Annotated in this window: 17 protein-coding genes; 9 read left to right on the top strand and 8 right to left on the bottom strand. The window is 61.0% G+C overall.

The genetic code is table 11. The annotated features are described in order from the left end of the window. Positions 1-38: 38 nt before the first annotated feature. Both EPK82_RS12865 and gabD read left to right on the top strand, forming a co-directional pair. The gene (locus EPK82_RS12865) at positions 39-1,688 is read left to right on the top strand and encodes an acetolactate synthase large subunit (RefSeq protein ID WP_134676812.1); all 1,650 of its coding nucleotides are present in this window, start codon (positions 39-41) and stop codon (positions 1,686-1,688) included. A gap of 56 nt (positions 1,689-1,744) precedes the next feature. After that, positions 1,745-3,196, top strand: coding sequence for an NADP-dependent succinate-semialdehyde dehydrogenase (gabD, locus tag EPK82_RS12870; RefSeq protein ID WP_134676813.1), 1,452 nt, complete (start codon positions 1,745-1,747; stop codon positions 3,194-3,196). An 82-nt stretch (positions 3,197-3,278) separates the two neighbouring features. Here the strand turns inward: gabD and EPK82_RS12875 are convergent, their stop codons facing one another. Beyond that, positions 3,279-4,064, bottom strand: a complete 786-nt coding sequence (locus EPK82_RS12875; RefSeq protein WP_134676814.1) for a 2-keto-4-pentenoate hydratase — start codon at positions 4,062-4,064, stop codon at positions 3,279-3,281. Positions 4,065-4,211: 147 nt separating this feature from the next. On the opposite strand from EPK82_RS12875, the gene EPK82_RS12880 reads away from it, so the two are divergent. Then, positions 4,212-5,105 carry a GntR family transcriptional regulator gene (locus tag EPK82_RS12880; RefSeq protein ID WP_134676815.1) on the top strand — a complete coding sequence of 298 codons (894 nt, stop codon included), beginning with the start codon at positions 4,212-4,214 and terminating at the stop codon, positions 5,103-5,105. 8 nt (positions 5,106-5,113) lie between these two features. On the opposite strand, the gene EPK82_RS12885 is transcribed toward EPK82_RS12880, so the two are convergent. After that, a complete protein-coding gene (locus EPK82_RS12885) occupies positions 5,114-5,845 on the bottom strand; it encodes an ABC transporter substrate-binding protein (RefSeq protein WP_134676816.1) in 732 nt (243 codons plus the stop codon). A 57-nt stretch (positions 5,846-5,902) separates the two neighbouring features. Continuing rightward, entirely contained in the window at positions 5,903-8,533 is a 2,631-nt protein-coding gene (acnA, locus tag EPK82_RS12890) for an aconitate hydratase AcnA (RefSeq protein WP_134676817.1), read from the bottom strand. A gap of 165 nt (positions 8,534-8,698) precedes the next feature. Between acnA and EPK82_RS12895 the strand changes: the two genes are divergently transcribed. The 4 genes from EPK82_RS12895 to EPK82_RS25210 all read left to right on the top strand — a co-directional run bounded on the left by EPK82_RS12895 (position 8,699) and on the right by EPK82_RS25210 (position 11,977). Continuing rightward, positions 8,699-9,676, top strand: coding sequence for a Bug family tripartite tricarboxylate transporter substrate binding protein (locus EPK82_RS12895; RefSeq protein WP_134676818.1), 978 nt, complete (start codon positions 8,699-8,701; stop codon positions 9,674-9,676). A gap of 90 nt (positions 9,677-9,766) precedes the next feature. Further along, the gene (locus tag EPK82_RS12900) at positions 9,767-10,222 is read left to right on the top strand and encodes a tripartite tricarboxylate transporter TctB family protein (protein WP_134676819.1); all 456 of its coding nucleotides are present in this window, start codon (positions 9,767-9,769) and stop codon (positions 10,220-10,222) included. Between the two features lie 3 nt (positions 10,223-10,225). Beyond that, positions 10,226-11,740 carry a tripartite tricarboxylate transporter permease gene (locus tag EPK82_RS12905; protein ID WP_134676820.1) on the top strand — a complete coding sequence of 505 codons (1,515 nt, stop codon included), beginning with the start codon at positions 10,226-10,228 and terminating at the stop codon, positions 11,738-11,740. A gap of 87 nt (positions 11,741-11,827) precedes the next feature. Next, on the top strand, positions 11,828-11,977 hold the full coding sequence (locus tag EPK82_RS25210) for a hypothetical protein (protein ID WP_394346201.1): 150 nt from the start codon (positions 11,828-11,830) through the stop codon (positions 11,975-11,977). Positions 11,978-12,185: 208 nt separating this feature from the next. Here the strand turns inward: EPK82_RS25210 and EPK82_RS12910 are convergent, their stop codons facing one another. The 5 genes from EPK82_RS12910 to EPK82_RS12930 form a co-directional block, all read right to left on the bottom strand. After that, entirely contained in the window at positions 12,186-14,489 is a 2,304-nt protein-coding gene (locus EPK82_RS12910; RefSeq protein WP_134676821.1) for a putative bifunctional diguanylate cyclase/phosphodiesterase, read from the bottom strand. An 11-nt stretch (positions 14,490-14,500) separates the two neighbouring features. Then, complete coding sequence (locus EPK82_RS12915; RefSeq protein WP_047593032.1) at positions 14,501-15,073, bottom strand: GAF domain-containing protein; 573 nt, start codon at positions 15,071-15,073, stop codon at positions 14,501-14,503. Positions 15,074-15,643: 570 nt separating this feature from the next. Further along, a complete protein-coding gene (locus tag EPK82_RS12920; RefSeq protein ID WP_134676822.1) occupies positions 15,644-16,132 on the bottom strand; it encodes a hypothetical protein in 489 nt (162 codons plus the stop codon). Positions 16,133-17,135: 1,003 nt separating this feature from the next. Then, positions 17,136-19,103, bottom strand: a complete 1,968-nt coding sequence (locus tag EPK82_RS12925; RefSeq protein WP_134676823.1) for a methyl-accepting chemotaxis protein — start codon at positions 19,101-19,103, stop codon at positions 17,136-17,138. A gap of 244 nt (positions 19,104-19,347) precedes the next feature. Then, entirely contained in the window at positions 19,348-20,268 is a 921-nt protein-coding gene (locus tag EPK82_RS12930) for a LysR family transcriptional regulator (RefSeq protein WP_037048239.1), read from the bottom strand. Between the two features lie 115 nt (positions 20,269-20,383). Between EPK82_RS12930 and EPK82_RS12935 the strand changes: the two genes are divergently transcribed. Together EPK82_RS12935 and EPK82_RS12940 are read left to right on the top strand one after the other, a co-directional pair. After that, positions 20,384-21,298: an alpha/beta hydrolase gene (locus EPK82_RS12935; RefSeq protein ID WP_167494344.1), complete on the top strand. Its 915-nt coding sequence runs from the start codon at positions 20,384-20,386 to the stop codon at positions 21,296-21,298. 56 nt (positions 21,299-21,354) lie between these two features. Next, entirely contained in the window at positions 21,355-22,284 is a 930-nt protein-coding gene (locus tag EPK82_RS12940; RefSeq protein ID WP_134676825.1) for an alpha/beta hydrolase, read from the top strand. Positions 22,285-22,286 lie beyond the last annotated feature (2 nt).

The following is a 22,286-nucleotide window of genomic DNA, read 5'->3' on the forward strand; positions in this document are numbered from 1 at the left end:
CTGGCCACTCCCTGTGCAAAGCAAAGGTAATGAGAAAAATGGCCAAGGCCGCCGATGTAGTGGTGCAGTGTCTGGAAAACGAAGGCGTGAAGTACGTCTTCGGTATTCCCGGTGAAGAAAACCTGGATCTGCTGGAATCGCTGCGCAAATCCGAGATCAAGCTGGTTCTCACCCGCCATGAACAGTCCGCCGGTTTCATGGCCGCGACTTACGGCCGCCTGACTGGCAAGACCGGCGTCAGCCTGTCGACTCTGGGCCCTGGCGCCACCAACCTGGTCACCGCCGGTGCTTACGCCTACCTGGGCGGCATGCCGATGCTGATGATCACCGGGCAGAAGCCGATCAAGAAGTCCAAGCAGGGCCGTTTCCAGATCCTCGACGTGGTCGACATGATGCGCCCGCTGACCAAGTACACCCATCAGTTCGCCTCCGCCGACAACATCCCCTCGCGCGTGCGCGAGGCGTTCCGCCTGGCCGAAGAGGAAAAACCTGGCGCCGTGCACCTAGAGCTGCCGGAGGACATCGCCGCCGAGCAGACCGACAGCCTGCCGATTCCGCCGAGCCTGCACCGTCGTCCACTGGCCGAGTGCAAGTCGATCCAGGCCGCAGTGGCCAAGCTCAAGAGCGCGCGCAGCCCGATCCTAGTGCTCGGTGCTGGCGCCAATCGCAAGATAACCGCCAAGGTGCTGCAGCAGCTGATCGACAAGACCGGCATCCCCTTCGTCACCACGCAGCTGGGCAAGGGCGTGGTCGACGAGCGTCATCCGCGCTTTCTCGGCAACGCCGCGCTGTCGTCCGGTGACTTCGTTCACCGCGCACTGGAGGCCGCCGACCTGATCGTCAATATCGGCCACGACGTCATCGAGAAGCCGCCGTTCTTCATGGTCCGTGGTGGCACCGAGGTCATCCACATCAGCTTCCGCAGCGCCGAAGTGGACCCGGTGTACTTCCCGCAGATCGAGGTGATCGGCGACATCGCCAACGCCATCTGGCAGATCGGCGAGGCGCTGAGCGAAAGCGATATCGAGCACTGGGATCTCGACCGCCTGCTCACCATCCGCGAAGCCAACGAGGCGCAGATCGGCGAAGGCGCCGACGACGCCCGCTTCCCCATCTACCCGCAGCGGATGGTCGCCGACGTCCGGCGCGCCCTGCCCTCCGACGGCATCGTGGCCCTGGACAACGGCATCTACAAAATCTGGTTCGCCCGTAACTACAAGGCGCACAAGCCCAACACCGTGCTGCTCGACAACGCCCTGGCGACCATGGGCGCCGGCCTGCCGTCGGCCATGGCCGCGCACCTGGTCCACCCGGACCGCCCGGTGATCGCGGTATGCGGTGACGGCGGCTTCATGATGAACAGCCAGGAGCTGGAAACCGCCGTACGCCTGAACATGCACCTGACCGTGGTGATCCTGCGCGACGACGGCTACGGCATGATCCGCTGGAAGCAGTCGAACATGGGCTTCACCGACTTCGGCCTGGACTACGGCAACCCGGACTTCGTCATGTATGCGCAGAGCTACGGCGCCTATGGCCACCGCGTGGAAAGCGCCGAGGGCTTCCTGCCGCTGCTCCAGCACTGCCTGAGCACCCCCGGCGTGCACGTGATCGACTGCCCGGTCGACTACTCGGAAAACGACCAGATCCTCAACCACGACCTGCGCAGCCGCAGCGCCCAGGTCTGACCCTGCGCCCGCACGCCTGCCGGGCGCGCGGGCCGCATCTGTTACGAGGTACCGCTATGCAACTGCAAGACCCCAAACTGCTGCGCCAGCAGGCCTACATCGATGGCCAGTGGCTGGATGCCGACAGCGGCCAGACCATCGCCGTGAACAACCCGGCAACCGGTGAGATCATCGGCTCCGTGCCGAAGATGGGCCGTGCAGAAACCCGCCGCGCCATCGAGGCCGCCGAGAAGGCGCTGCCGGCCTGGCGCGCGCTGACCGCCAAGGAACGTGCGGGCAAGTTGCGTCGCTGGTTCGAGTTGCTGATGGAGAACCAGGACGACCTCGGTCGCCTGATGACCCTGGAGCAGGGCAAGCCGCTGGCCGAGGCCAAGGGCGAGATCGCCTACGCCGCCTCCTTCATCGAGTGGTTCGCCGAGGAAGCCAAGCGCGTCTACGGTGACGTGATTCCGGGTCACCAGCCGGACAAACGCCTGATCGTGATCAGGCAGCCGATCGGTGTCACCGCTGCGATCACCCCGTGGAACTTCCCGGCGGCGATGATCACCCGCAAGGCCGGCCCGGCGCTGGCCGCCGGTTGCACCATGGTGATCAAGCCCGCGTCGCAGACTCCGTTCTCCGCTTTGGCCCTGGTCGAGCTGGCCGAGCGCGCCGGTATTCCGCAAGGCGTGCTGAGCGTGGTCACCGGCAGCGCCGGTGAAGTGGGTGGCGAGCTGACCAGCAACCCGATCGTGCGCAAGCTGAGCTTCACCGGCTCGACCGAAATCGGTCGCCAGCTGATGGCCGAATGCGCTCAGGACATCAAGAAGGTGTCGCTGGAGCTGGGCGGCAACGCGCCGTTCATCGTCTTCGACGATGCCGATCTGGACGCCGCCGTCGAAGGCGCGCTGATCTCCAAGTTTCGCAACAACGGTCAGACCTGCGTCTGCGCCAACCGTATCTATGTACAGGACGGCGTTTACGACGCCTTCGCCGAGAAGCTGACCGCTGCCGTGGCCAAGCTGACCATCGGTAACGGCCTGGAAAACGACGTGACCACCGGCCCGCTGATCGACGAGAAAGCGGTAGCCAAGGTCCAGGAGCACATCGAGGACGCGCTGGCCAAGGGCGCCAAGCTGGCCCTCGGTGGCAAGCCGCATGCCCTCGGTGGCACCTTCTTCGAGCCGACCATCCTGGTCGACGTGCCGAAGAACGCCGCCGTGGCCAAGGAAGAGACCTTCGGCCCGCTGGCGCCGCTGTTCCGCTTCAAGGACGACGCCGAAGTGATCGCCATGGCCAACGACACCGAATTCGGCCTGGCCTCGTATTTCTACGCCCGTGACCTGGGCCGCGTGTTCCGCGTGGCCGAGGCGCTGGAGTACGGCATGGTGGGGATCAACACCGGCCTGATCTCCAACGAAGTCGCGCCGTTCGGCGGCGTGAAGGCGTCCGGCCTGGGCCGCGAGGGTTCCAAGTACGGCATCGAGGACTACCTCGAGATCAAGTACATGTGCCTGGGCGGTATCTGACACGACGGCCTGCAAGCATCCCAACCGGGGCACCGTGCCAAACCTATACGGTGTCCCGGTCGATTCAGGACAGCCAGTCCTGCTAGATAAAGAACTCCAGGACCTTACCCGCGTATTCCACAGACAGGTGATAGCCAGTCCCCTGTAGATCAAACGGGGCACACATAGCTCCGGTAGACACGATATCGCCCTGACGAAGGAACGTCCCTCTTTCAGCCGCGTGGGCATACAGCGCCGTCAACGACGCCAACGGATCCGTAGCGGCCTCTCCCTTCAGGCCACTGGCCATCGGTTCACCGTTCACCAACACCACGGCAGATTCCGCAAGTTCAGCAAGGGCCTGACTATTGGCTCCCTCGCACAGGACGTGACCTACGATCAGTGCCTCAAAGCCGACATTGTCCGCCACGAAGCTGGGCCAGCCGACGGCCTTGCGATCGACAAAACGGGATCTAACGACCTCAAACGTCACGCAGGTTGCCTCGATATCTCCAGGCTGAACTTCTCGGCCCACGAACGGAGGAAGATCGCGCCCCATTACAAAAGCGATCTCACACTCCACGGTGACGGGCGTGCTTGCCGGCAGAAGCAGTGTCGTGCCGCTGGGGTAGCAACGTGCCGTTTCGAGCTGCCCGACCAAGGGACGCTCAAGATTTGCTGCGCGCATTGCTGCGCGGCTGCCAACCCCTAGCTTCCAGCCGTTTCGGCGGCCGCCTGCCGCCTTGAACAAGGCATCTTGCGCGTCGTAGCCCTGCGCCAAGGTGCCGGGCTTCAACTCCGGCGGGAGTGATGTGAGCAGCTCGCCATTTCGCCAGCATTCGAGCAACCGCACTGCAGTGAGCGCGGGGTTGAAGTTGAGACCTTGCATATAAATTTCCTTGTGGAGATTGCTGCTTCGCGTTGAGTGGGCTCACGGCGCGCCGTACCCAGGGCATCTACTGGCTGGCGCGGCGCAGGATTGAACGCTACACAGCCGCCATTTAAAGTGTCTGGCCTGACCGAGGCCGCATTCGTAATGAATACCGCACAACTGATAATTCCCAAGATCGTCGAATTGCTTACCCAAGAGCAGGCGCCGATCGGCACCCACCTCGCGGCCCAAAAAATCGCTGATCGCCTGAACGTCTCGCGATCACCCGTGAACGATGCCCTGCAGGTGCTGTGCGAAACGGGTTTCGTGGTACGCCTGAAAAACCGTGGTTACTTCCTCGCTCAAGACCCCTCCCAGCACAGTTCCGCCAATCAGGAGCCAGCGCAGAGCGTGGTAGGAAAAACCTACTTCGCCCTGGCCGACGACCTGTTGACCGGCAAACTGCCGATGACAGTTTCAGAGGTGGCGCTCAAGACCCGATACAAACTGACGGGAGCCCAACTGCAGACCCTCCTGGCCCGAATCACCAGCGAAGGCTGGGTGAACCGAAAGCCCGGGTATGGCTGGGAGTTTTCCTCCATGCTGACCACGCCTGACAGCTTGCTGCAGTCCTACCGTATGCGGTTGGCTCTGGAACCAGCCGCCTTGCTGGAGCCCGGCTACCGTCTGGACCCGGCGGTTATCGAACGTTGCCGTGCGGTCGAACTCGAACTCATCAACGGCGGCATCGAAACGGCCAGTGCCGACCAGTTGCACGACCGTGGCGTGCGTTTTCACGAGGCGCTGGTCGAGGCCTCCGGCAACCCGTTTTTCATCGACACCATCAAGCGCGTCAACCGCGTGCGGCGCCTGCTTTCCTACCGCTCGATGAAGAACCGCACCCGCTACGTGCAGCACTGCGAGCAGCACCTGGAGATTCTCGACCTGCTCGCTCAAGGCCGTACACAGCAAGCCTCCGAGGCGCTACGCAGTCACCTGCTGGCCACCTTGCGCAACCTCGGCGAGCTCAACGACATCCTCAGCTCCGACGCTGGCTGAGCGACGCCTCAGGCCGCCGGGGCAACCGAGGCGCCAGCGATGCCATGACGCAGCAGCGCCTCGGCGATGAAGCCTGAAGCCTTCATCTGCTCGACGAAATTCGCCAGATAGGCATGCGCCGCCTCGCCACGGCTGCGCGGTAGGCCCATGGCCTGGCGGATTTCCATAAAGCGTCCGGGCAGCAGACGTAGCCCGCCCAGACGCGCGGCATCGGCCTCCAGCTGCTGACGCACACCCGCTGCCACCTCATGGCCATGAGTGAGGAAATACTCGACCACCGCCGGCGAGGTCGGCGCCCTTTCGATTGTCGCCTGCTGCAACGAGCGGGTGAGGAACAAGTCGTAGGCGCTGCCCTTGCCCACCGTCACACGCGTGCCGGTGCTATCGACTTCGCCGTTGTCACGCAGCGGCGAATCCTCGCGCACCAGGTAACTGCCCTCGATCAACACGTAAGCGTCGGTGAAGGCGATGCGCTCGGCCCGCTTGGGATCGATGGCGAAAAAGCCGAAGTCGGCGCGCTCGTCCTCGACCGCCTCCACCGACTTGCCGGCGGCGTCCCACACCACCAACTCCAGCTCGACGCCGAGCTGCGCGGCCAGCGCACGGGCCAAATCAACCGATACGCCGCAGGGCTGACCGTTCTCATCGCGGCCGGCGAGGATCGGATTACCCAGATTGATCGAGGCGCGCAAACGGCCCTCGGGGGCGAAGGCATTCAACAGGAATTCAGACGGATTCATGAAAATTCTCCTGCAATCAGTTCGATAAAGGGGCGGCGCGAGCCGCCCCGAGGGCTGTCAGGCGGCAGGCGCTTGCCCGGCGTCGGCCAGGGTCTTGCGCAGGATGGTCGGAATCACCCCGCCCTGACGCAGCAACTCGACCTCCAGCTGAGTCTCCACCGCTGCAGTAGCCTGCAGTTCGATGCGCTCGCCATTGTGACGAATCAGGGTAACAGGCACCGGGCAACGCGGCTGAATTTCGCAAGCCTGAATCTGCAGACGGTCACCGCTTTGCAGCTGCAGCGCATCCGGACCACTGCCAGCCGCCAGACGCAGCGGCAGCACGCCCATGCCGATCAGGTTGGAGCGGTGAATGCGCTCGAAACTCAGCGCCAGCACTGCGCGAATGCCCAGCAGACGCTGGCCCTTGGCCGCCCAGTCGCGCGACGAGCCGGTGCCATAACGCTCACCGGCCACCAGCACGATCGACTCGCCGTCGTCCTGATAGCGCTGCGCGGCTTCCCAGATCGGCAACAGCTGCCCGGACGGCGCGTGCACTGTATGCGCCACCGGCGCGCCGGGCGCCAGACGGTTGACCAGTGACTTGCTGTGGAAGGCCGCACGCAGCATCACTTCCCAATTGCCACGACGCGAGGCGAACACGTTGAGATCGTCACGGGCATCGCCGTGCTCGACGAGGAAATCCGCCACCAGGCTGTCCGCCGGAATCGCACTGGCCGGCGAGATGTGGTCGGTGGTGACGTCATCACCGACCACCAGCAGCGGCGCCGCGGTGTAGTCACCGAGCAGCGAGCCATAACGCAGCGAGGCGAACGGGGGCCGGCGCAAGATGGTCGACGTCTCGCTCCAGGGAAATTGCGGCGTATTGCCGACAATCAGCTGCTGCCAGTACGGGTTGCGCTGAGCCTGCTCGAAGCAGCGCTTGAAGTCCGCGGCATCTAGCGACTGCTGCAGCGCCTCGGCCAGCTCGGCGTGGCTGGGCCACAGCTGGGTGAGGAACACCGGCTCACCGTCCGGGGTATGGCTGACCGGCTCGCTGGCCAGATTGCGCATGGCGTCGCCGGCCAGGGCGTAGGCCACCACCAGCGGCGGCGACATGAGAAAGCCCAGGTCGAGATCCGGGTGAATACGCCCGGTAAAGTTGCGGTTGCCGGACAGCATCGCCACCGGATGAATATTGCCGGCGGCTGCCTGCTCGACAATCACCGCCGGTAGCCCCCCGGAGTTGCCGATGCAGGTGGTGCAGCCATAGCCAACGATGTCGAAACCGGTGGCCGCCAGGTCGTCGAGGAAGCCGCCGCGCTGCAGGTAGGCAGCAGCAGCCGGCGAACCGGGGCCCATCGAGGTCTTGACCCAGGCCGGCACCTGCAGACCAAAGCTGCGCGCCTTGCGTGCCAGCAGCGCGGCCATGATCAGCAGCGCCGGATCGGAGGTATTGGTGCAGCTGGTGATCGCCGCGATGGCCACCGGATGACGCGGCAGCGCCGAGTCGCCACGCGGGCTGAAGCCGATCTTTTCCAGTGTGGCCGGAATGTCGCCATAGGCCAGCAGATCCTGCGGCCGACGCGGGCCGGCGGCATGTATCTGGATGCTGTCCAGATCGATCTGCAGCACGCGGGTATAGCGCGGCCGCGCCTGCGGGTTGAACCACAGGCCAGTGCGCTGCAGGTAAGTGCGCACGCGCTCGATGGCCTCTTCGCTGCGCCCGGTCTGGCGTAGGTAGTCCAGGGTCTGCTCATCCACCGGGAAATAACCGGTAGTGGCGCCATACTCCGGCGCCATGTTGGCGACCACCGCGCGCTCTCCGGCAGTGAGGGTCGCCACGCCGGGGCCGAAGTATTCGACGAATTCGCCCGATACACCGATGCCACGCAGCAGATGGGTCGCGGTCAGCGCCAGGTCAGTGGCCAGCACGCCCGGACGCAGCCGGCCGGTCAGCTCGACGCCGATTACGTCCGGCACGCGCAGCATGGTCGGCATGCCGAACATCACCGTCTGCGCCTCCAAGCCGCCAACGCCCCAGCCCAGTACGCCGATGCCGTTGATCATCGGCGTGTGACTGTCGGTGCCGATCATCATGTCCGGCATCAGCCAGGTTTCACCATCTTCACCCCGTGCCTGGGTGACTACCGTGGCCAGCTGTTCGAGGTTGATGGTGTGCATGATGCCGGTGCCGGGCGGGTTGATGCGCACGCCATCGAGCGACTGCGAAGCCCAGCGTAGAAACTGGTAGCGCTCACGATTGCGGCGAATCTCGTGGCCCATGTTGAGGTCCGCCGCATCGCAGCGGGCGTAGGCCTCAACCGCCAGGGAATGGTCAACCGAGACGTCCACCGGCAACACCGGATTGAGCAGACGCGGATCGGCACCAGCCTCGGCCAGCTCGTCACGCATGGCGGCGATATCCACCAGCGCCGGAGTGCTGGTGGTGTCGTGCATCAGCACCCGGGCAGGGCGAAAGGCGATCTCAGCCTCGCTGGTGCCACTCTGCAGCCAATCGAAGATCGCGCTCACGGCGCTGTCCCGCTCCTCTCCGACCATACTGCGCAGCACGTTTTCCAGCATGAGGCGAAGAACGACTGGCAATTTTTCCAGATGCTCACCGCACACAGCCGGCAAATCGACGAAGCGAAAGCGATCGCTGCCGACAGCCAAATGCTCGCAGGGATAGTTTTTTGTGTTTTTCATGGATACCAAGATTACATTTTTAGTGCTAGAAATGTAATCCTATTGGGATCGGTAGCTTAGAGCAATCACTCTCTACGACGCCCGATATGCAAGACCTCAGTGAAAAACGCCGCCCGGCTATGAGCCGGACAGCATCAAACAATAACGACTCCACTGGAGCCCCCCATGCAGACATCCCTACGCACGATCCTTCTCACCGCCACCTGCCTTCTGGCGGGCCAAGCCCTGGCCGACGAGCCGCGTCGACCGGAGTGCATAGCGCCAGCCGCTCCCGGCGGTGGTTTCGACCTGACCTGCAAACTGGCGCAAAGCGCCCTGCTAGATGCCAAGCTGCTTTCGTCGCCGATGCGAGTGACCTACATGCCAGGCGGCGGCGGGGCAGTCGCCTACAACGCCGTAGCCAGTAACCGCAACGCTGAGCCCGGGACAATCATTGCCTTTTCCAGCGGCACGTTGCTGAGCATGGCCCAGGGCAAATACGGACGCTTCGACGAGACCGCCGTCAGGTGGCTGGTCGGCCTAGGGAAAACATATGGCGCCCTGGCGGTACGCAGCGACTCACCGCTGAAGAACCTCGACGACCTGATCAACGCTCTCAAGAAAGACCCAGGCAAAGTGGTGATTGGTACGAGCGGCAGCGTTGGCGGCCAGGATTGGATGCAAACCGCGTTGATTGCGCGTGCGGCCGGCGTCGAGCCAGGCAAGCTGCGAAATGTAGCGATGGAGGGTGGCGGTGAACTGGCCACAGCTCTGCTCGGTGGGCATATTCAAGTGGCCAGCACCGACATCGCCGACTCCGTGCCACATATCGAGAGTGGCAGCATGCGCATTCTCGCGGTGCTCTCCGATGAGCGCCTGCCGGGAGATGTCGTGTCCAGCATCCCCACGGCAAAAGAGCAGGGTTATGACGTCACGTGGCCAGTGGTACGGGGTTTCTACGTTGGCCCGCAGGTCAGCGACGAGGCCTACGCCTGGTGGAAGGAGGCCTTCGACCAACTGCTGGCCTCCGATGACTTCGCCAAGCTGCGTGAACAGCGTCAGCTTTACCCCTTCGCCAAGACCGGGGACGAGCTGAACACGCTCGTTAAGCAGCAGGCTACCCAATACAAAGAACTGGCCAAGGAATTTGGTCTAGTTAAGTAAGCCTCACCATCCACCCCGTCAACGGGGGTGGGCCTTCCTCTTGTCAGACCTGGCGCGCAGCCAGGCCTGCAACGACACGAGAGCATCTTCATGTCTCAACGCATCTTCGGTGTGGTGCTACTGCTCGCCTGTTTGGGATTGATGACCGTCGCCTGGGGTTATCACGCGCCGTACTCGTATGAACCGGTAGGCCCCAGGGCTTACCCCATGCTTCTTCTGATTCTGATGGCCCTGGGCGCCATACATCTGCTGCTAAAACCCTCCGGCACGAAAACTGACGACAGTGAGCAGCCGATGGACAAGCTGGTGTTTGGCAAGGTCGGCACTTGCGTAGGCCTCTTTCTGCTTTATGCCGCGACCTTTGAGCCACTCGGCTTCATCCTCTCCAGCGTGCTCTTCGGTATCACCATGGCCCGGCTTTATGCAGGCACCTGGTTGATCAGTCTTGTCTCCGGCCCTGTCTTAGCTGTGGGATTGTATGTGCTGTTCGACCGGGTACTCGATGTGCCACTGCCGCTCGGTTTGCTTTCCTCTCTGGAGTTCTGATTCATGGATACCTTGAGCTACTTGGGCCAGGGCTTCGGCGTTGCTCTGAGCCCGTACAACCTGGCTACCGCCTTGTGCGGAACTTTCATCGGCACTGTCGTCGGTCTGTTACCCGGCCTTGGTCCAATCAACGGCGTAGCACTGCTGATTCCGATCGCCTTCGCGCTCGGCCTGCCACCGGAGACCGCACTGATCCTGCTGGCCGCCGTATACCTCGGGTGCGAGTATGGCGGCCGCATATCCTCCATCCTGCTGAACATTCCTGGCGAAGCAGCCGCCGTAATGACTACGCTCGACGGCTACCCACTGGCACGCCAAGGCAAGGCTGGAATCGCGCTGTCCATCTCGGCATGGGCCTCGTTTGCCGGTGGCCTGATCGCAACGTGCGGGGTAGTGATCTTTGCTCCGCTTTTGGCAAGTTGGGCCGTAGCCTTTGGCCCGGCGGAGTACTTCGTGCTGATGGTATTTGCCATCGTCTGCATGGCCGGCATGGCCGGGGACAAGCCGCTGAAGACCGCGATTGCTGCTTGTATCGGTCTGTTCCTTTCCTGTGTGGGCATCGACTCCAACACCGGCGTCTACCGCTTCACGTTTGGCAGCCTAGGTTTAGCCGACGGAATCCAGTTCATCGTACTAGTACTTGGCCTGTTTTCAGTGAGCGAGATTCTCGTACTGCTGGAGCGCACCCACCACGGGCAGAAAGCCATAAAGGCGAGCGGCCGCATGATCTTCAACCTGAAGGAAGGTGCCTCTGTGCTCGGCACCAACCTGCGCAGCGGTTCACTAGGTTTCATTTTCGGCATCCTGCCAGGTGCAGGAGCCACGCTAGCCAGCGCAGTGGCCTACATGTCGGAGAAACATCTGGCCGGCAAGGACAATAAGTTCGGTGACGGCGACCTTCGTGGCCTGGCCGCACCTGAGGCGGCAAACAGCGCGTCCGCCTGCGGCTCGATGGTGCCCATGCTGACCCTCGGCGTACCCGGCTCCGGTACGACTGCAGTCATGCTCGGCGCCTTGACCCTCTACAACATTGCCCCAGGCCCCTTGCTGTTCAAAAATCAGCCAGAAATCGTCTGGGGCCTGATCGCCTCTCTGTTTGTCGCGAACATCATGCTGATAGTGATGAATGTTCCGTTGATCAAGGTATTCACCAAGATCCTCGCCGTGCCTTACTGGGCACTGGTGCCTGCCATCGCCATCATCACCTCGATCGGCGTTTATGCGGTGCACGCCACAGCGTTCGACTTGTTCCTGATGATTGGTATCGGCATAGCAGGCTATCTCCTCCGTAAGCTGGATGTCCCTCTCTCAGGGATTCTGCTGGGCTTCATTCTCGGCGGGCTGATGGAGCAGAACCTGCGCCGTGCGCTGTCGATCTCCGACGGCGAGCTAGGCATCCTATTCGCCAGCCCTATCACTTGGGCGGTCTGGGCGCTCATTGCAGTGATGATCGTTCTGCCGATCTATCGCGCATGGAACAAGCGAGCAGCCCACAAGGCGGCACTGTCAGACGCGTGAGTCCGTGCGAATACAAGCTGCATGTAGACAGGTATTTTCCCCTGCCTTTACGCAGCCTGCATTAAACCCAGCGCTGTTGAAGAGAACCTGAATACCGCTGAAGCAGTAGTAGTTAAAGGCGATAGTCACAAGGTACTGAAAGCCTGGAAAGAGCAGCACGCAGCAGAAAAGGTTCAGAGCTGGCATATCAGCCAACTAACAAGGGTCGCGAAGGTGGCCCTTTTAGTTTTGAGATAAGCAGAGCAATAGAGCGTCTGAGTTACCACCGCCGACTATAGACCGCGACGGCCTAGTGAATTGCCCTGGGTTTTGTAGACAAGCCGAATAACCGCTTTTGGCCGAAAGCGGCCTGTCACCAGCGACGGCTCCCGACCAGAAGCAGACAGCCTCGCATTGGTTATCGCGAAGCACCGTTGCGCCTTGGGTGCAAGGATGAAAGCAGCAGCTATTTACCACCGCGCCCATGCATCAACAGCTCACGAAAGGCCGTACGCGACAGCGGGCGGTGGAAAAGAAAACCCTGGCCCACATCGCAGTGCAAAGCACGCAGAACGCGTAATTGCTGCTCGTTCTCTATCCCTTCGGCGACGACAACATGCCCCAGGGTGTGGCCGAGCGTCAGAATGGCTGCAGCGATGGCCTGATCACCCTGGTCATCGGCCAGGTGCTCGACAAAGCTGCGATCAATCTTGATCTCGCTGATCGGCATCCGCTTGAGATAGGCAAGCGAGGAGTAGCCCGTGCCAAAGTCATCCACGCTGATCCGGAATCCACACGCCACCAACTCAGCCAGGACCTGCAGATTGATGTCGTTTCGCTCCATCAGAACGCTTTCGGTCAACTCGATGACGAGGTGATGGGGTTTCAGGCCTGCACTGCGCACACTCTCTGCCAGCCACTGGGTAAACTCCGTGGTTTGCAACTGTTTGGCTGAAACGTTTACAGCGACCTTGGGCACCTCGATCTGCTGGCACTGCCACTCCTGCAAGTCGGCGATCACCTGCTTGATCACCAGCGCACCCAGGTCTGAAATTATCCCGGCTCGCTCCGCGATCGGTATGAACTCACCCGGTGAAACCTCACCCAACTCCTGGTCATGCCAGCGGCACAGGGCCTCAGCACCGACCAGCGATCCATCCCTCAGGTCGATCTTGGGCTGGTAGACCACGTAGAGCTCACCAGCATTGATCGCCTTGCGTAGACGGTTGCCGACGACAAGGTCGCGCTGGATCGTTTGCTTGCTGTGTTGCGCGTAGAACTGCAGTTGGTTCTTGCCGAGTGCTTTCGCGCGGTACATCGCGGTATCAGCCGAGCGCAACAAGCTACCGGAGTCAGTGCCGTCGTCAGGGTACAGGCTGCAACCGACACTGGCGGAGAGAAACAGCTCGATGCCTTCGCTGAGAAGAGGCGTGGACATCGCTTTGGCGATGCGCTGAAAAACAGCATCTGCCTCAAGAGAGTCGGCACCAGGCAACAATGCCGCGAACTCGTCACCCCCCAACCGGGCCACGCTATCCATGTCGCGCATGGAGGCCTCGAGTAGCTTGCTCGCCTGTACCAGCACCCTGTCACCGACATCGTGCCCCAGGCTATCGTTGATGGTCTTGAACTCATCCAGATCGATAAACAGAACGGCCAGATGGGTATGTGCACGTTCCGCCTGAGCAATGGCCTGCTCCAGCCGACCTCTGAAATGGATACGGTTGGGCAGCCCAGTCAAGGAGTCGTGAAGAGCCAGGTGACGCAGCTCATCCTCGGTATGCATGCGGAGGATTTCAGACCCGGTTCGGGCAGCCAGCAGCTCAATGACCTCATTGGCCAGATGGGCTTCCAGCATGTCCCCTCCCCCCATCGCGGCCATGACCCCCAGCGTGCACCCCGCTTCATCGAGCAGGGGAACCCCCAGATAGGTCTCAGCCTGTAATCCGAACTGGGCCTGTGTTTCGGGAAATTCGCTGTCCAGGTCGCATGAGGTGAACACGCCGCGGCGTTTGTGCACATGGCTACAAGGGGTTTTGGCAATTTCGAAGTTGAAGTTGGTGTGCCAGTCATTACCGCTGTAGCAGGAGATGGTGCTTGCGCGACTGGGGTCTTGATCATCGATCAAGGCGACAAACGCATGTTCGGCGCGCAGCATCTGAACCAGTTGCTGCACGAGCTTGTGGAAATAGCCATGCTCATCACCACCGGGCACATGAATGACCATCTGACGCAACAGCTGCGCGGTGCGCTGGGTCAGACTCAACTCCTGCGCAAGCCGCTCATTGGCCATGCGCAGATCGTCCGTCCGCTCGGCAATTCGCGTCTCCAGCAGATTTTTATGCTGATCGATGGCGCGCACGAAATGCAGGGTGCGGAAATCCGACTCGAGCATGTGCCGGAGCCATTCCAGAAGGCTGCGGCCGTCCTTCCCGGCCATCAGAACCAGTGCGCCATAAACGGATGCATCCGGCCAACAAAGCGGGACACTCACGCAGCAGCAGCCCACCTCAGCGCAATACTCTTCGACGACGGCGCGCGCAGTGATTGCCTGCTCAGCCAGGCGATTGGCCAGCTCACTGGCGGCAGTGCGCTGGTCAAGCGAGGGTTGAGCGCTATCCAGTACGGTCTGCAGCCGGTCGCCCTGCAGACTCATCAGCCAAATGGCATCGGCCTGCGTGATCTCCTGAAGCTGAGCCAGCCACCGGGCCCACTTCTTGAGATAGGGACGCGGAACCAGGGTATTGCCCGCGATCATCTTCAGGGACATCGTCGCCCGGTTCAGGCAGATGGCGACGGCGAACCATTGCTGGCTCGGAGATCCGCAATGCAGTTTTGAAAGGCCCGCCGTTCCGAACCACTGCGGCTGCCCTCATGAACGGGATCACCAGCGACCACCGAATGGAAGTCTGACTCGATGATCGCTTTCAACGACTCCAGCATGCGCAGCGTCTTCGTGTCGTAATGCCTGGGCTGTCGGTCCAGCACACAGACGGTGCCGAAAATGCTGTCATCAGGGCAGACCAATGGCACTCCCAGGTAGCTGATCATGTTCAGCTTGATATCAGGATTATTGGCCCATTCCGGATCGCTCAATGCATCAGGCACCAGCAAAGGCTGATGGGTAGCCATGACGGTCTCGCAATAGAGGCCCGTCCCAAGGTCGGCCTTCTCATGTTCCTCATAGGGGTTTTCATCCCCGAGGCTCGCGATCAGCACCTCAATCTGCTCAGGCCAGACACGCATCACCAGGGCAGCAGGTACTTGCGCCGCTTCTGCAGCCTGGTTGGCAAGCTCCTGCCATTCATCCAGCAGTACTGACGAGACGGTCATGACCATGGGGAAGCCCTTCATGAAAGAATTCGATATGAAGCTCAACCTGCTTTTTCAGTGTAGCTGCCCGCCAACAAGTAAATACCCCGAATCTGGCTGATTTATGCGTCGCTCAATACCCCGCCCCTCCGTGCGGACATGAGCACGTCAGTAACCATGCGGCTCAACGGGCTAGCGCCCGAAACGCCCGGCGAAGGGCCGGAAAGACGACGCCGGACCGGGTAGGTTTCCGGTTCTTGTGTGACGGAGGCCAGGGGAGCCAGACACAATGAGCCTGGTGCGCAGACGATGAGAGTCGTCTATTGGCCGGTAGCAGCATTTGGCGACCGGCAGCTACCGGCCAAGAGCGGACGTCAGCGGCGTATATAGATGGACGCTACTGAGCCAGTACAATTATCGTAATGCGTTTAGCATTCCTGAACAGTGCGCAAGGACGTTGCCATATGACAGTTTCCCGCGAACGTCTAGCTAGTTGCCGCTGCTCTGCCGCCTGCAACTGCTCCAGTGCACTAACCACGTCGGCTGCGGCTGCCTGGCCAACGTTGTCATTGCCCCCACCTACCAGAGTCATTTCTTGCAAGCTGAGCTCTCTCATGTTCTCTTCCCCTTCATAAACTGTGCTACTCCTATATACAGAACAACTACACCAACACCAGTCATAGAGGTGCCAAATGCAGTTGCCGTTCTCACCGCCCCAGCTATCTCAGGGGCTGCATCAAGGGTGAGCCATCCGCATAGCAATAGCGCCACACTGAACAGCACTCCTTGAACCTTTCCAGATGACACGTACAGCGCCACCTTGCCTGAAGTCTTTTCCAAGTCAGAAGCCTCTGCAGAGACTGCCGAAAAGCAGAGAAAAGTAAAAATTGACACACTCAAAGCTAGTAGCGCGTCCATCACACGCAAGACATCTTGTGCAAGATTGACCTTGCTACCGAATAAAATAAAGAGAAACGCCAAACCAGTTCCCCAGCCTGTAATCATAGCAAGTTTACTGCCAAGAACGGCCCCTACTCTCATATCTAGAACACCTATCTCTTTGCTTGAATTATGAACTTTAAGGCTGAAGCCTTGGAGCATCACCTGCCAGTACTCGGACCGGCAATGACTCCAACTATGTTGCTCGCTTTAAAGTACCGCCGAATTGCACTATTAACTTGCTCCAGGCTCACACTGGAGAACGCATCGTTGCGCGCCACCCAAGATGCCATCGTAACACCTTCATGTAGCTGTCCAGTCAGCATTTCCTGAACATCTCGATCTATCCTTACTTGCCGACAACGCTCGTCAAGAATATTTTTTAGCCATATTTAGCTCATGCTGTGTAATACCAGAGTCAGCTAGTTTGGATATTTCCTCTTTGACGATATCGGCCAGTCGAATACCTTCTCCCGCTGAGAAATCACCTTGAACGCTGATCCATGCTGTATTGCCGGAGGTTGGGATTCGGATGAGGGCGGCGAAACCTACGAGAGCGAGTAATCAAACTCAATAAGCGGACTGTTACATAAGACTTCAGCCTTGATGCGTGACGAGCTTCAGGACGTGAAACGATAGAATCCCACAAAGTCAAAGACTGCCCAGATGCACAGCGCTAAAAGAATCGTCAGGCACAGGCAGTGCAACTGCGACTCTCGTATATGCACGTGATAGTGCCGCTCCAATGTCTCGGTAAAGAGCAACTAGGGAAACAATCGTCGAGTGTTCGGCCAAGCTGGTCAATGGGTTAGCGTCCGAAAACGCCTAACGAAGGACCTGAGAGGCGACGCCGGACCGGGTAGGCTTCCGGCTCTTGTGTGACGGAGGCTAGGGGAGCAAGACACAATGAGCCTGGTACGCAGACGATGAGTGCCGTCTGGTGGCCGTTTTCTGCCTCTGGCGACGGGCAGCTATTGGCCGATAGCAACCAGTCAACGACGTCCGCTTCCAAGCAGAAGCGGACAGTTGCCCAAGCCACCATGACCTTGCCTGACGCGTCGTTCTGCAATCAACACGCTGTGCGTGGTCGCTCTGAACACCAGCTGGCGCAGGCATCAAGCACTGCGCCAGGATGATCGAGGCGAGACACCGTTGCCTGCGCGTCTCAATCCGTACGGAAACGCCCGACCAGCGTCTTCAGCTCACTGCTCAGCGCGCTTTGCTCTTCGGCGTAGCTCTCGACCTCGGCAGCCTGAGCCGAGATCTGCGCAACCGCATCGTTGATGGTCACGATGTTCTGGTTGATCTCCTCGGTGACCAGATGCTGTTCCTCGGTGGCGGTCGCAATCTGCATGGTCATGTCGCGGATCATCTGCACCTTGCCTTCGATGCTTTCGAAAGCCGCCAGCACCTCCTCGGACGACCTGATGGCGCCCTCCGACTCGACCAGGCTCTGATTCATGCTCACCGTCACTTCCTTGATTCGGCTGACCAGGAGGTTGAGGATATGGTTGATCTCCCCGGTGGAGTCCTGGGTGCGCTTGGCAAGATGACGCACCTCATCGGCGACCACTGCAAACCCTCTCCCCTGCTCGCCCGCCCGGGCCGCCTCGATGGCCGCGTTCAGCGCCAGCAGGTTGGTCTGCTCGGCGATCTGCTGAATGGTCGAGAGGATGTTGTTGATATTGACCGTTTCCTTCTCCAGCTCCTGAATCACCTTGCTGGAACTCTGGATGCTGCTGCCGAGCTTGTTGACCCCCGACGTGCTGCGCGCGATGACCTCCTTGCCATTGCGCGTGGCCGCCAACCCCTGCTCCGAGACGTCGGCGGTCTGCACACAGGTTTTCGCCACTTCATTGGCGGCCGAGGACATCTCGGTGACGGCCGTGACGATCTGCTCCACCGAACTCAACTGGCCCTGCAGCGTGGCGGACATCGCGGTAGTGCGCTTGCTGGTTTCACTGGAGACGCCATCCATTCTGACGGCATTGTCCTTGATCACCCGGATCATGCCCTGGATGGACTCGATGAACTGATTGAACCAGCTGGCCAGTTCCCCGGTTTCGTCCGAACTGAGGCGCGCCAGGCGGCGAGTCAGGTCCCCTTCCCCCTGCGCGATGACGCGCAGTCCACCTGTCACCAGGTTGATCGGATTGGCGATCCGCTGGGCGATGATCACCCCGGCGATACCGAACAGCGCGACCAGTACGATGCAAACCCCAAGGGTCAACCAGGTCAGCTCGCGGGCACTGGCATATACCTCGTCCGCCTGCTTCAGGCCAACGAACTTCCAGCCCAGCTCAGGTGACGTATAGACATTGGCCATGTAGGCGACGCCGTCGATATCCAGCTCGAGCAGGCCATTGTCGGTCTTGGCGATAGTTGCAAAGTACTCACCCGGCAGCTCACTGATTTTCTTGAAGTTGTTGTCCGGCTGATGGCCATCCACGAGCAGGGTGCCACTCCCCTCCGCCACCATCAGAAAACCGGTTTCGCCAAAGCGTACCTTCTGCGCCATCTCCGTCAGCGCCTTGAGCGACACGTCCACCGCCACGACCCCGGAGAACGCCCCGGCGTTATCCTTGAAGCCCTTGAGCACCGATACATAGACCGCGTCGTCCGGCTCCCAGTAGTAGCCGTCACGACGAGCCAGCGTGAAGTTGGCGTCACGGCCCTTGGTGTACCACTCGCGCTTGCGCGGGTCCCAGTCGCCGTAGTCGCCGGTACCCGGCCACTCCACGTAGCCACCCTGGGTATCACTCATGTAGACGTAGCCAAGCGTTGGGTTGCTCTTACCGATATTGGAGAAGTAATCGAAGATCTGCTTCTCGCGCCCGCCGTTGGCCGTGGCGACCTCGCCAGGCTTGCGCGCCTCGGCGAAGTAGGTACTCAGTGCACCGCCGTCGGCATCCCTGACTGCCGGGTATTCTGCCAAGGCCGAGACGGTGTAGCCCACCGAGTCGAAAAAGGTGGTGAAACTGCTGTTCACCAGTTTCATGTCCAGGCTGCTCGATAGCAGAAAATTCTCTCTGGCCTGTTCCGTGACATTGCGGATAGTCAGCAACGCCACGATCAGGACCGGGATCAGCGTTGCAACCAGAAAACTCACCAGCAGCTTGGATCTGATCTTCATTCTTGTGGCCTCGCAAGGGATTCCTCAACGTAGCAGCATGTGCGCCACTGCGCCCGCCGCCAGGGACGCAGTACCAGTGAAGATAGGACAGAATTACTTCGTCGTGGGCATGGAAAATGAAACGCTCTCGCGTAGACGCTGAACGAGCAACTGTGGCCTACCCCCAGTGCCAACAGACCGCTGTTGGCCGTCAGTTACCCTGGGCTGAGGGCAGGAGCCGGCCAGATCCACCCGCTGCCGCCAGTCAGTCAAGCAGTGAGCGTTTCTCGACAAGAAAGTCGATCAATACCCGTATCTTGGCGGGCATCTGTGCCCGTGTCGGCGCATAGAGATAGAAACCGGGGAAAGGCTGACACCAGGGCTGCAACACCCTCACCAACTCGCCCGAGGCCAGTTGTTCGCGCACGCAGATGTCGAGGTACTTGATCAGGCCGACGCCCTGGATGGCCGCCTTGAGCATGCTCTCGTCGTCGTTGAACACGACGCTGCCACGCGGCTCGAACACCTGGGTGTGACCATCCCCGTCCGGCTCGGTAAAGGACCAGCGATCCAGTGTGCCACTGCTGGTGAAACGATACGCCAGGCAGTTGTGCTGCATCAGGTCAGCCGGGGACCGTGGCGTACCGTGACGCGCGAAATAATCTGGCGAGCCGACCACCGCCATTTCGATGCGCGGGGTGATCGGCACCGCCACCATGTGCTCGTCCAGACTCTCGCCCAAGCGAATCCCTACGTCAGCACCGTCGGCGATGATGTTGGCGAATCCATCGTTGAGCACCAGTTCCAGACGCAATCCGGGATAGCGCGCGAGAAACTCGCCCAGGTGCGGTTCCAGCAAGGTGCGTGCGGCGATACGGGAAGTATTCACCCGGATCAGGCCGTTGGGCGCGGACGGCACCTCGCCCAGTTCGGCAACCGCCGTGTCGATCATCTTCAGCGCAGGCGCCAGCGCGTCGAACAGACGCTGGCCTTCCTCGGTCAGCGACATGTCGCGCGTGGTGCGGTGCAGCAGGCGTACGTTGAGCTGCTGCTCAAGGCTCTTGAGGTGTTGCGACAGCGCCGCGCGGGACATTTCCATCTCGGTTGCAGCCTTGGTGAAGCTGCGGTGCCGGGCGATATGGACGAACCAGGCCAGGGCTGGAAGTTGCGATGGATTGATCGACATATTGTTCAGTATCCCTAACAAGTCATGTCGATTCTTGCATATTTTTCCCGAACAAACGCGGGACTAGTATGAATCCATCGAGTGGCACACAGCCCCTCAGCACTGGAGCCAGATCATGCAGAAAGTCAGCATCCCCACCCTCAACGGCCAGAACGTCACGCTCGCTGCAGTGATTCATCAGCCGGCCAATTTCGATGCCAGCCAAAAGTACCCGGTCATTGTCGTCGCGCATCCGGGCGGTGGCGTGAAGGAACAGGCCTCCGGCCTGTACGCCAAGAAGCTGGCGGAGCAGGGACTGCTGGCCATCGCCTTCGACGCATCCTTCCAGGGCGAAAGCACTGGCGAGCCTCGCCAGCTGGAGAATCCCTACATCCGCACCGAAGATGTCAGTGCGGTGGTCGACTACCTGACCACTCAAACCTATGTCGACACCGACCGCATCGGTGCCATGGGCATCTGCGCCGGCGGCGGCTACACCGCCAATGCCGCCATCAACGACCGTCGCATCAAGGCCATCGCCACGGTAAGTGCGGTCAACATCGGGCAGATGTTCCGCAACGGTTGGGAAAACACCGTCAAGGATGCCGACGCCCTGCCCTACATCGCGCACGGTTCTCAGGCCCGCACCAGCGATGCCAACGGCACCGAACTGGCCACCCTGCCGCTGGCGCCGATGCGTGAAGAAGATGCCCCCAACGAAGAGCTGCGCGAAGCCTGGGAGTACTACCACACCCCGCGTGCACAGCATGCCAATGCGCCAGGCTTCATGACCGCGCGCAGCCTGCCGCAGATCATCACCTACGACGCCTACCACAAGGCCGAGGCCTTTCTCACTCAGCCGATCCTGACCGTAGCCGGCAGCGTTGCCGGCAGCAAATGGATGAGCGATGACCTGCTTGCCCGGGCAGCCAGCACGGACAAGCAGATGCATGTGATCGAGGGTGCCAACCACATGTCGCTGTATGACAAGCAGCCCTATGTGGACGAGGCGGTCTCCGTACTGGCGCAGTTCTTCCAGACCCGCCTGTAACCCACCACATTGAAGGCGGCCGGCGCGATGCGCACCGGCCGCCCAGGAGCCACCCCATGAGTACCATCAAGCACGTCAGTTATCGCAATCTGGGCTGGGACTCGGCCGCCGACCTGTACCTGCCGCCGAGTTTCGACGAGAGCAGGACCTATCCGGCCATCGTCAGTACGCACCCGATCGGCAGTTGCAAGGAGCAGACCTCCGGCAACGTCTACGCACGCCAACTGGCCGCTGAAGGCTTCGTCGTCCTAGCCTTCGATGCCAGTTTTCAGGGCGCCAGCGGCGGTGAGCCACGCTTCATGGAAGACCCGGCGATTCGCGTCTCGGACATTCGCTACGCCATCGACTACCTGGTGAGCCTGCCTTACGTAGACGCCAACCGCATCGGCGCCATCGGCGTGTGTGGCGGCGGTGCCTACACGGTCAGCGCCGCAAGCACCGACCAGCGCATCAAGGCGCTCACCTCCATCACCGGGGTCAATTTCGGTCGGCTGATGCGTGAAGGCTTCAGCCAGTTCGACCCGGTCGCTGCCCTGCAGGCCATGGCCGCCCAGCGCACAGCGGAGGCCCAGGGTTCGCCCCGCCATGTCATCAACTACCTGCCCGATTCGGTCGAAGCGGGCAAACAAGCCGGCATCAGCGATATCGACGTGCTGGAGGCCACCGATTACTACAAGTCGGCGCGTGGCCAACAGCCCAACGGGGCGACCAGCGGCCTGTTCTCCTTCAACAGCGCAGCCATGGCCTGGGACGCCTTCGCCCATGCTGAAACCCTGCTGACCCAGCCGCTGCTGGTGGTGATTGGCGACAAACCCGGTGGTTTTGGCGCCTACCGCGACGGCTGGGAGATCTATGGCCGGGCGGCATCGCAAGCCAAGCAGATCTTCGTCGCGGAAGGCTGGTCGCACTATGACCTCTACGACCAGCCGGAGCCGGTCGCCCTGGCCATGGCGCAGATCGTGCCGTTCTTCAAACAGCACCTGTAGGA

The organism is Ectopseudomonas khazarica, from assembly GCF_004521985.1.
Taxonomy (GTDB): domain Bacteria; phylum Pseudomonadota; class Gammaproteobacteria; order Pseudomonadales; family Pseudomonadaceae; genus Aquipseudomonas; species Aquipseudomonas khazarica.

What these genes read in the sequence shown, in the direction of transcription:
- EPK82_RS12865 (WP_134676812.1), top strand. Translation starts at nt 39, where the DNA reads ATGGCCAAGGCCGCCGATGTAGTGGTGCAGTGTCTGGAAAACGAAGGC.
- gabD (WP_134676813.1), top strand. Translation starts at nt 1,745, where the DNA reads ATGCAACTGCAAGACCCCAAACTGCTGCGCCAGCAGGCCTACATCGAT.
- EPK82_RS12875 (WP_134676814.1), bottom strand. Translation starts at nt 4,064, where the DNA reads ATGCAAGGTCTCAACTTCAACCCCGCGCTCACTGCAGTGCGGTTGCTC.
- EPK82_RS12880 (WP_134676815.1), top strand. Translation starts at nt 4,212, where the DNA reads ATGAATACCGCACAACTGATAATTCCCAAGATCGTCGAATTGCTTACC.
- EPK82_RS12885 (WP_134676816.1), bottom strand. Translation starts at nt 5,845, where the DNA reads ATGAATCCGTCTGAATTCCTGTTGAATGCCTTCGCCCCCGAGGGCCGT.
- acnA (WP_134676817.1), bottom strand. Translation starts at nt 8,533, where the DNA reads ATGAAAAACACAAAAAACTATCCCTGCGAGCATTTGGCTGTCGGCAGC.
- EPK82_RS12895 (WP_134676818.1), top strand. Translation starts at nt 8,699, where the DNA reads ATGCAGACATCCCTACGCACGATCCTTCTCACCGCCACCTGCCTTCTG.
- EPK82_RS12900 (WP_134676819.1), top strand. Translation starts at nt 9,767, where the DNA reads ATGTCTCAACGCATCTTCGGTGTGGTGCTACTGCTCGCCTGTTTGGGA.
- EPK82_RS12905 (WP_134676820.1), top strand. Translation starts at nt 10,226, where the DNA reads ATGGATACCTTGAGCTACTTGGGCCAGGGCTTCGGCGTTGCTCTGAGC.
- EPK82_RS12910 (WP_134676821.1), bottom strand. Translation starts at nt 14,489, where the DNA reads ATGTCCCTGAAGATGATCGCGGGCAATACCCTGGTTCCGCGTCCCTAT.
- EPK82_RS12915 (WP_047593032.1), bottom strand. Translation starts at nt 15,073, where the DNA reads ATGAAGGGCTTCCCCATGGTCATGACCGTCTCGTCAGTACTGCTGGAT.
- EPK82_RS12920 (WP_134676822.1), bottom strand. Translation starts at nt 16,132, where the DNA reads ATGCTCCAAGGCTTCAGCCTTAAAGTTCATAATTCAAGCAAAGAGATA.
- EPK82_RS12925 (WP_134676823.1), bottom strand. Translation starts at nt 19,103, where the DNA reads ATGAAGATCAGATCCAAGCTGCTGGTGAGTTTTCTGGTTGCAACGCTG.
- EPK82_RS12930 (WP_037048239.1), bottom strand. Translation starts at nt 20,268, where the DNA reads ATGTCGATCAATCCATCGCAACTTCCAGCCCTGGCCTGGTTCGTCCAT.
- EPK82_RS12935 (WP_167494344.1), top strand. Translation starts at nt 20,384, where the DNA reads ATGCAGAAAGTCAGCATCCCCACCCTCAACGGCCAGAACGTCACGCTC.
- EPK82_RS12940 (WP_134676825.1), top strand. Translation starts at nt 21,355, where the DNA reads ATGAGTACCATCAAGCACGTCAGTTATCGCAATCTGGGCTGGGACTCG.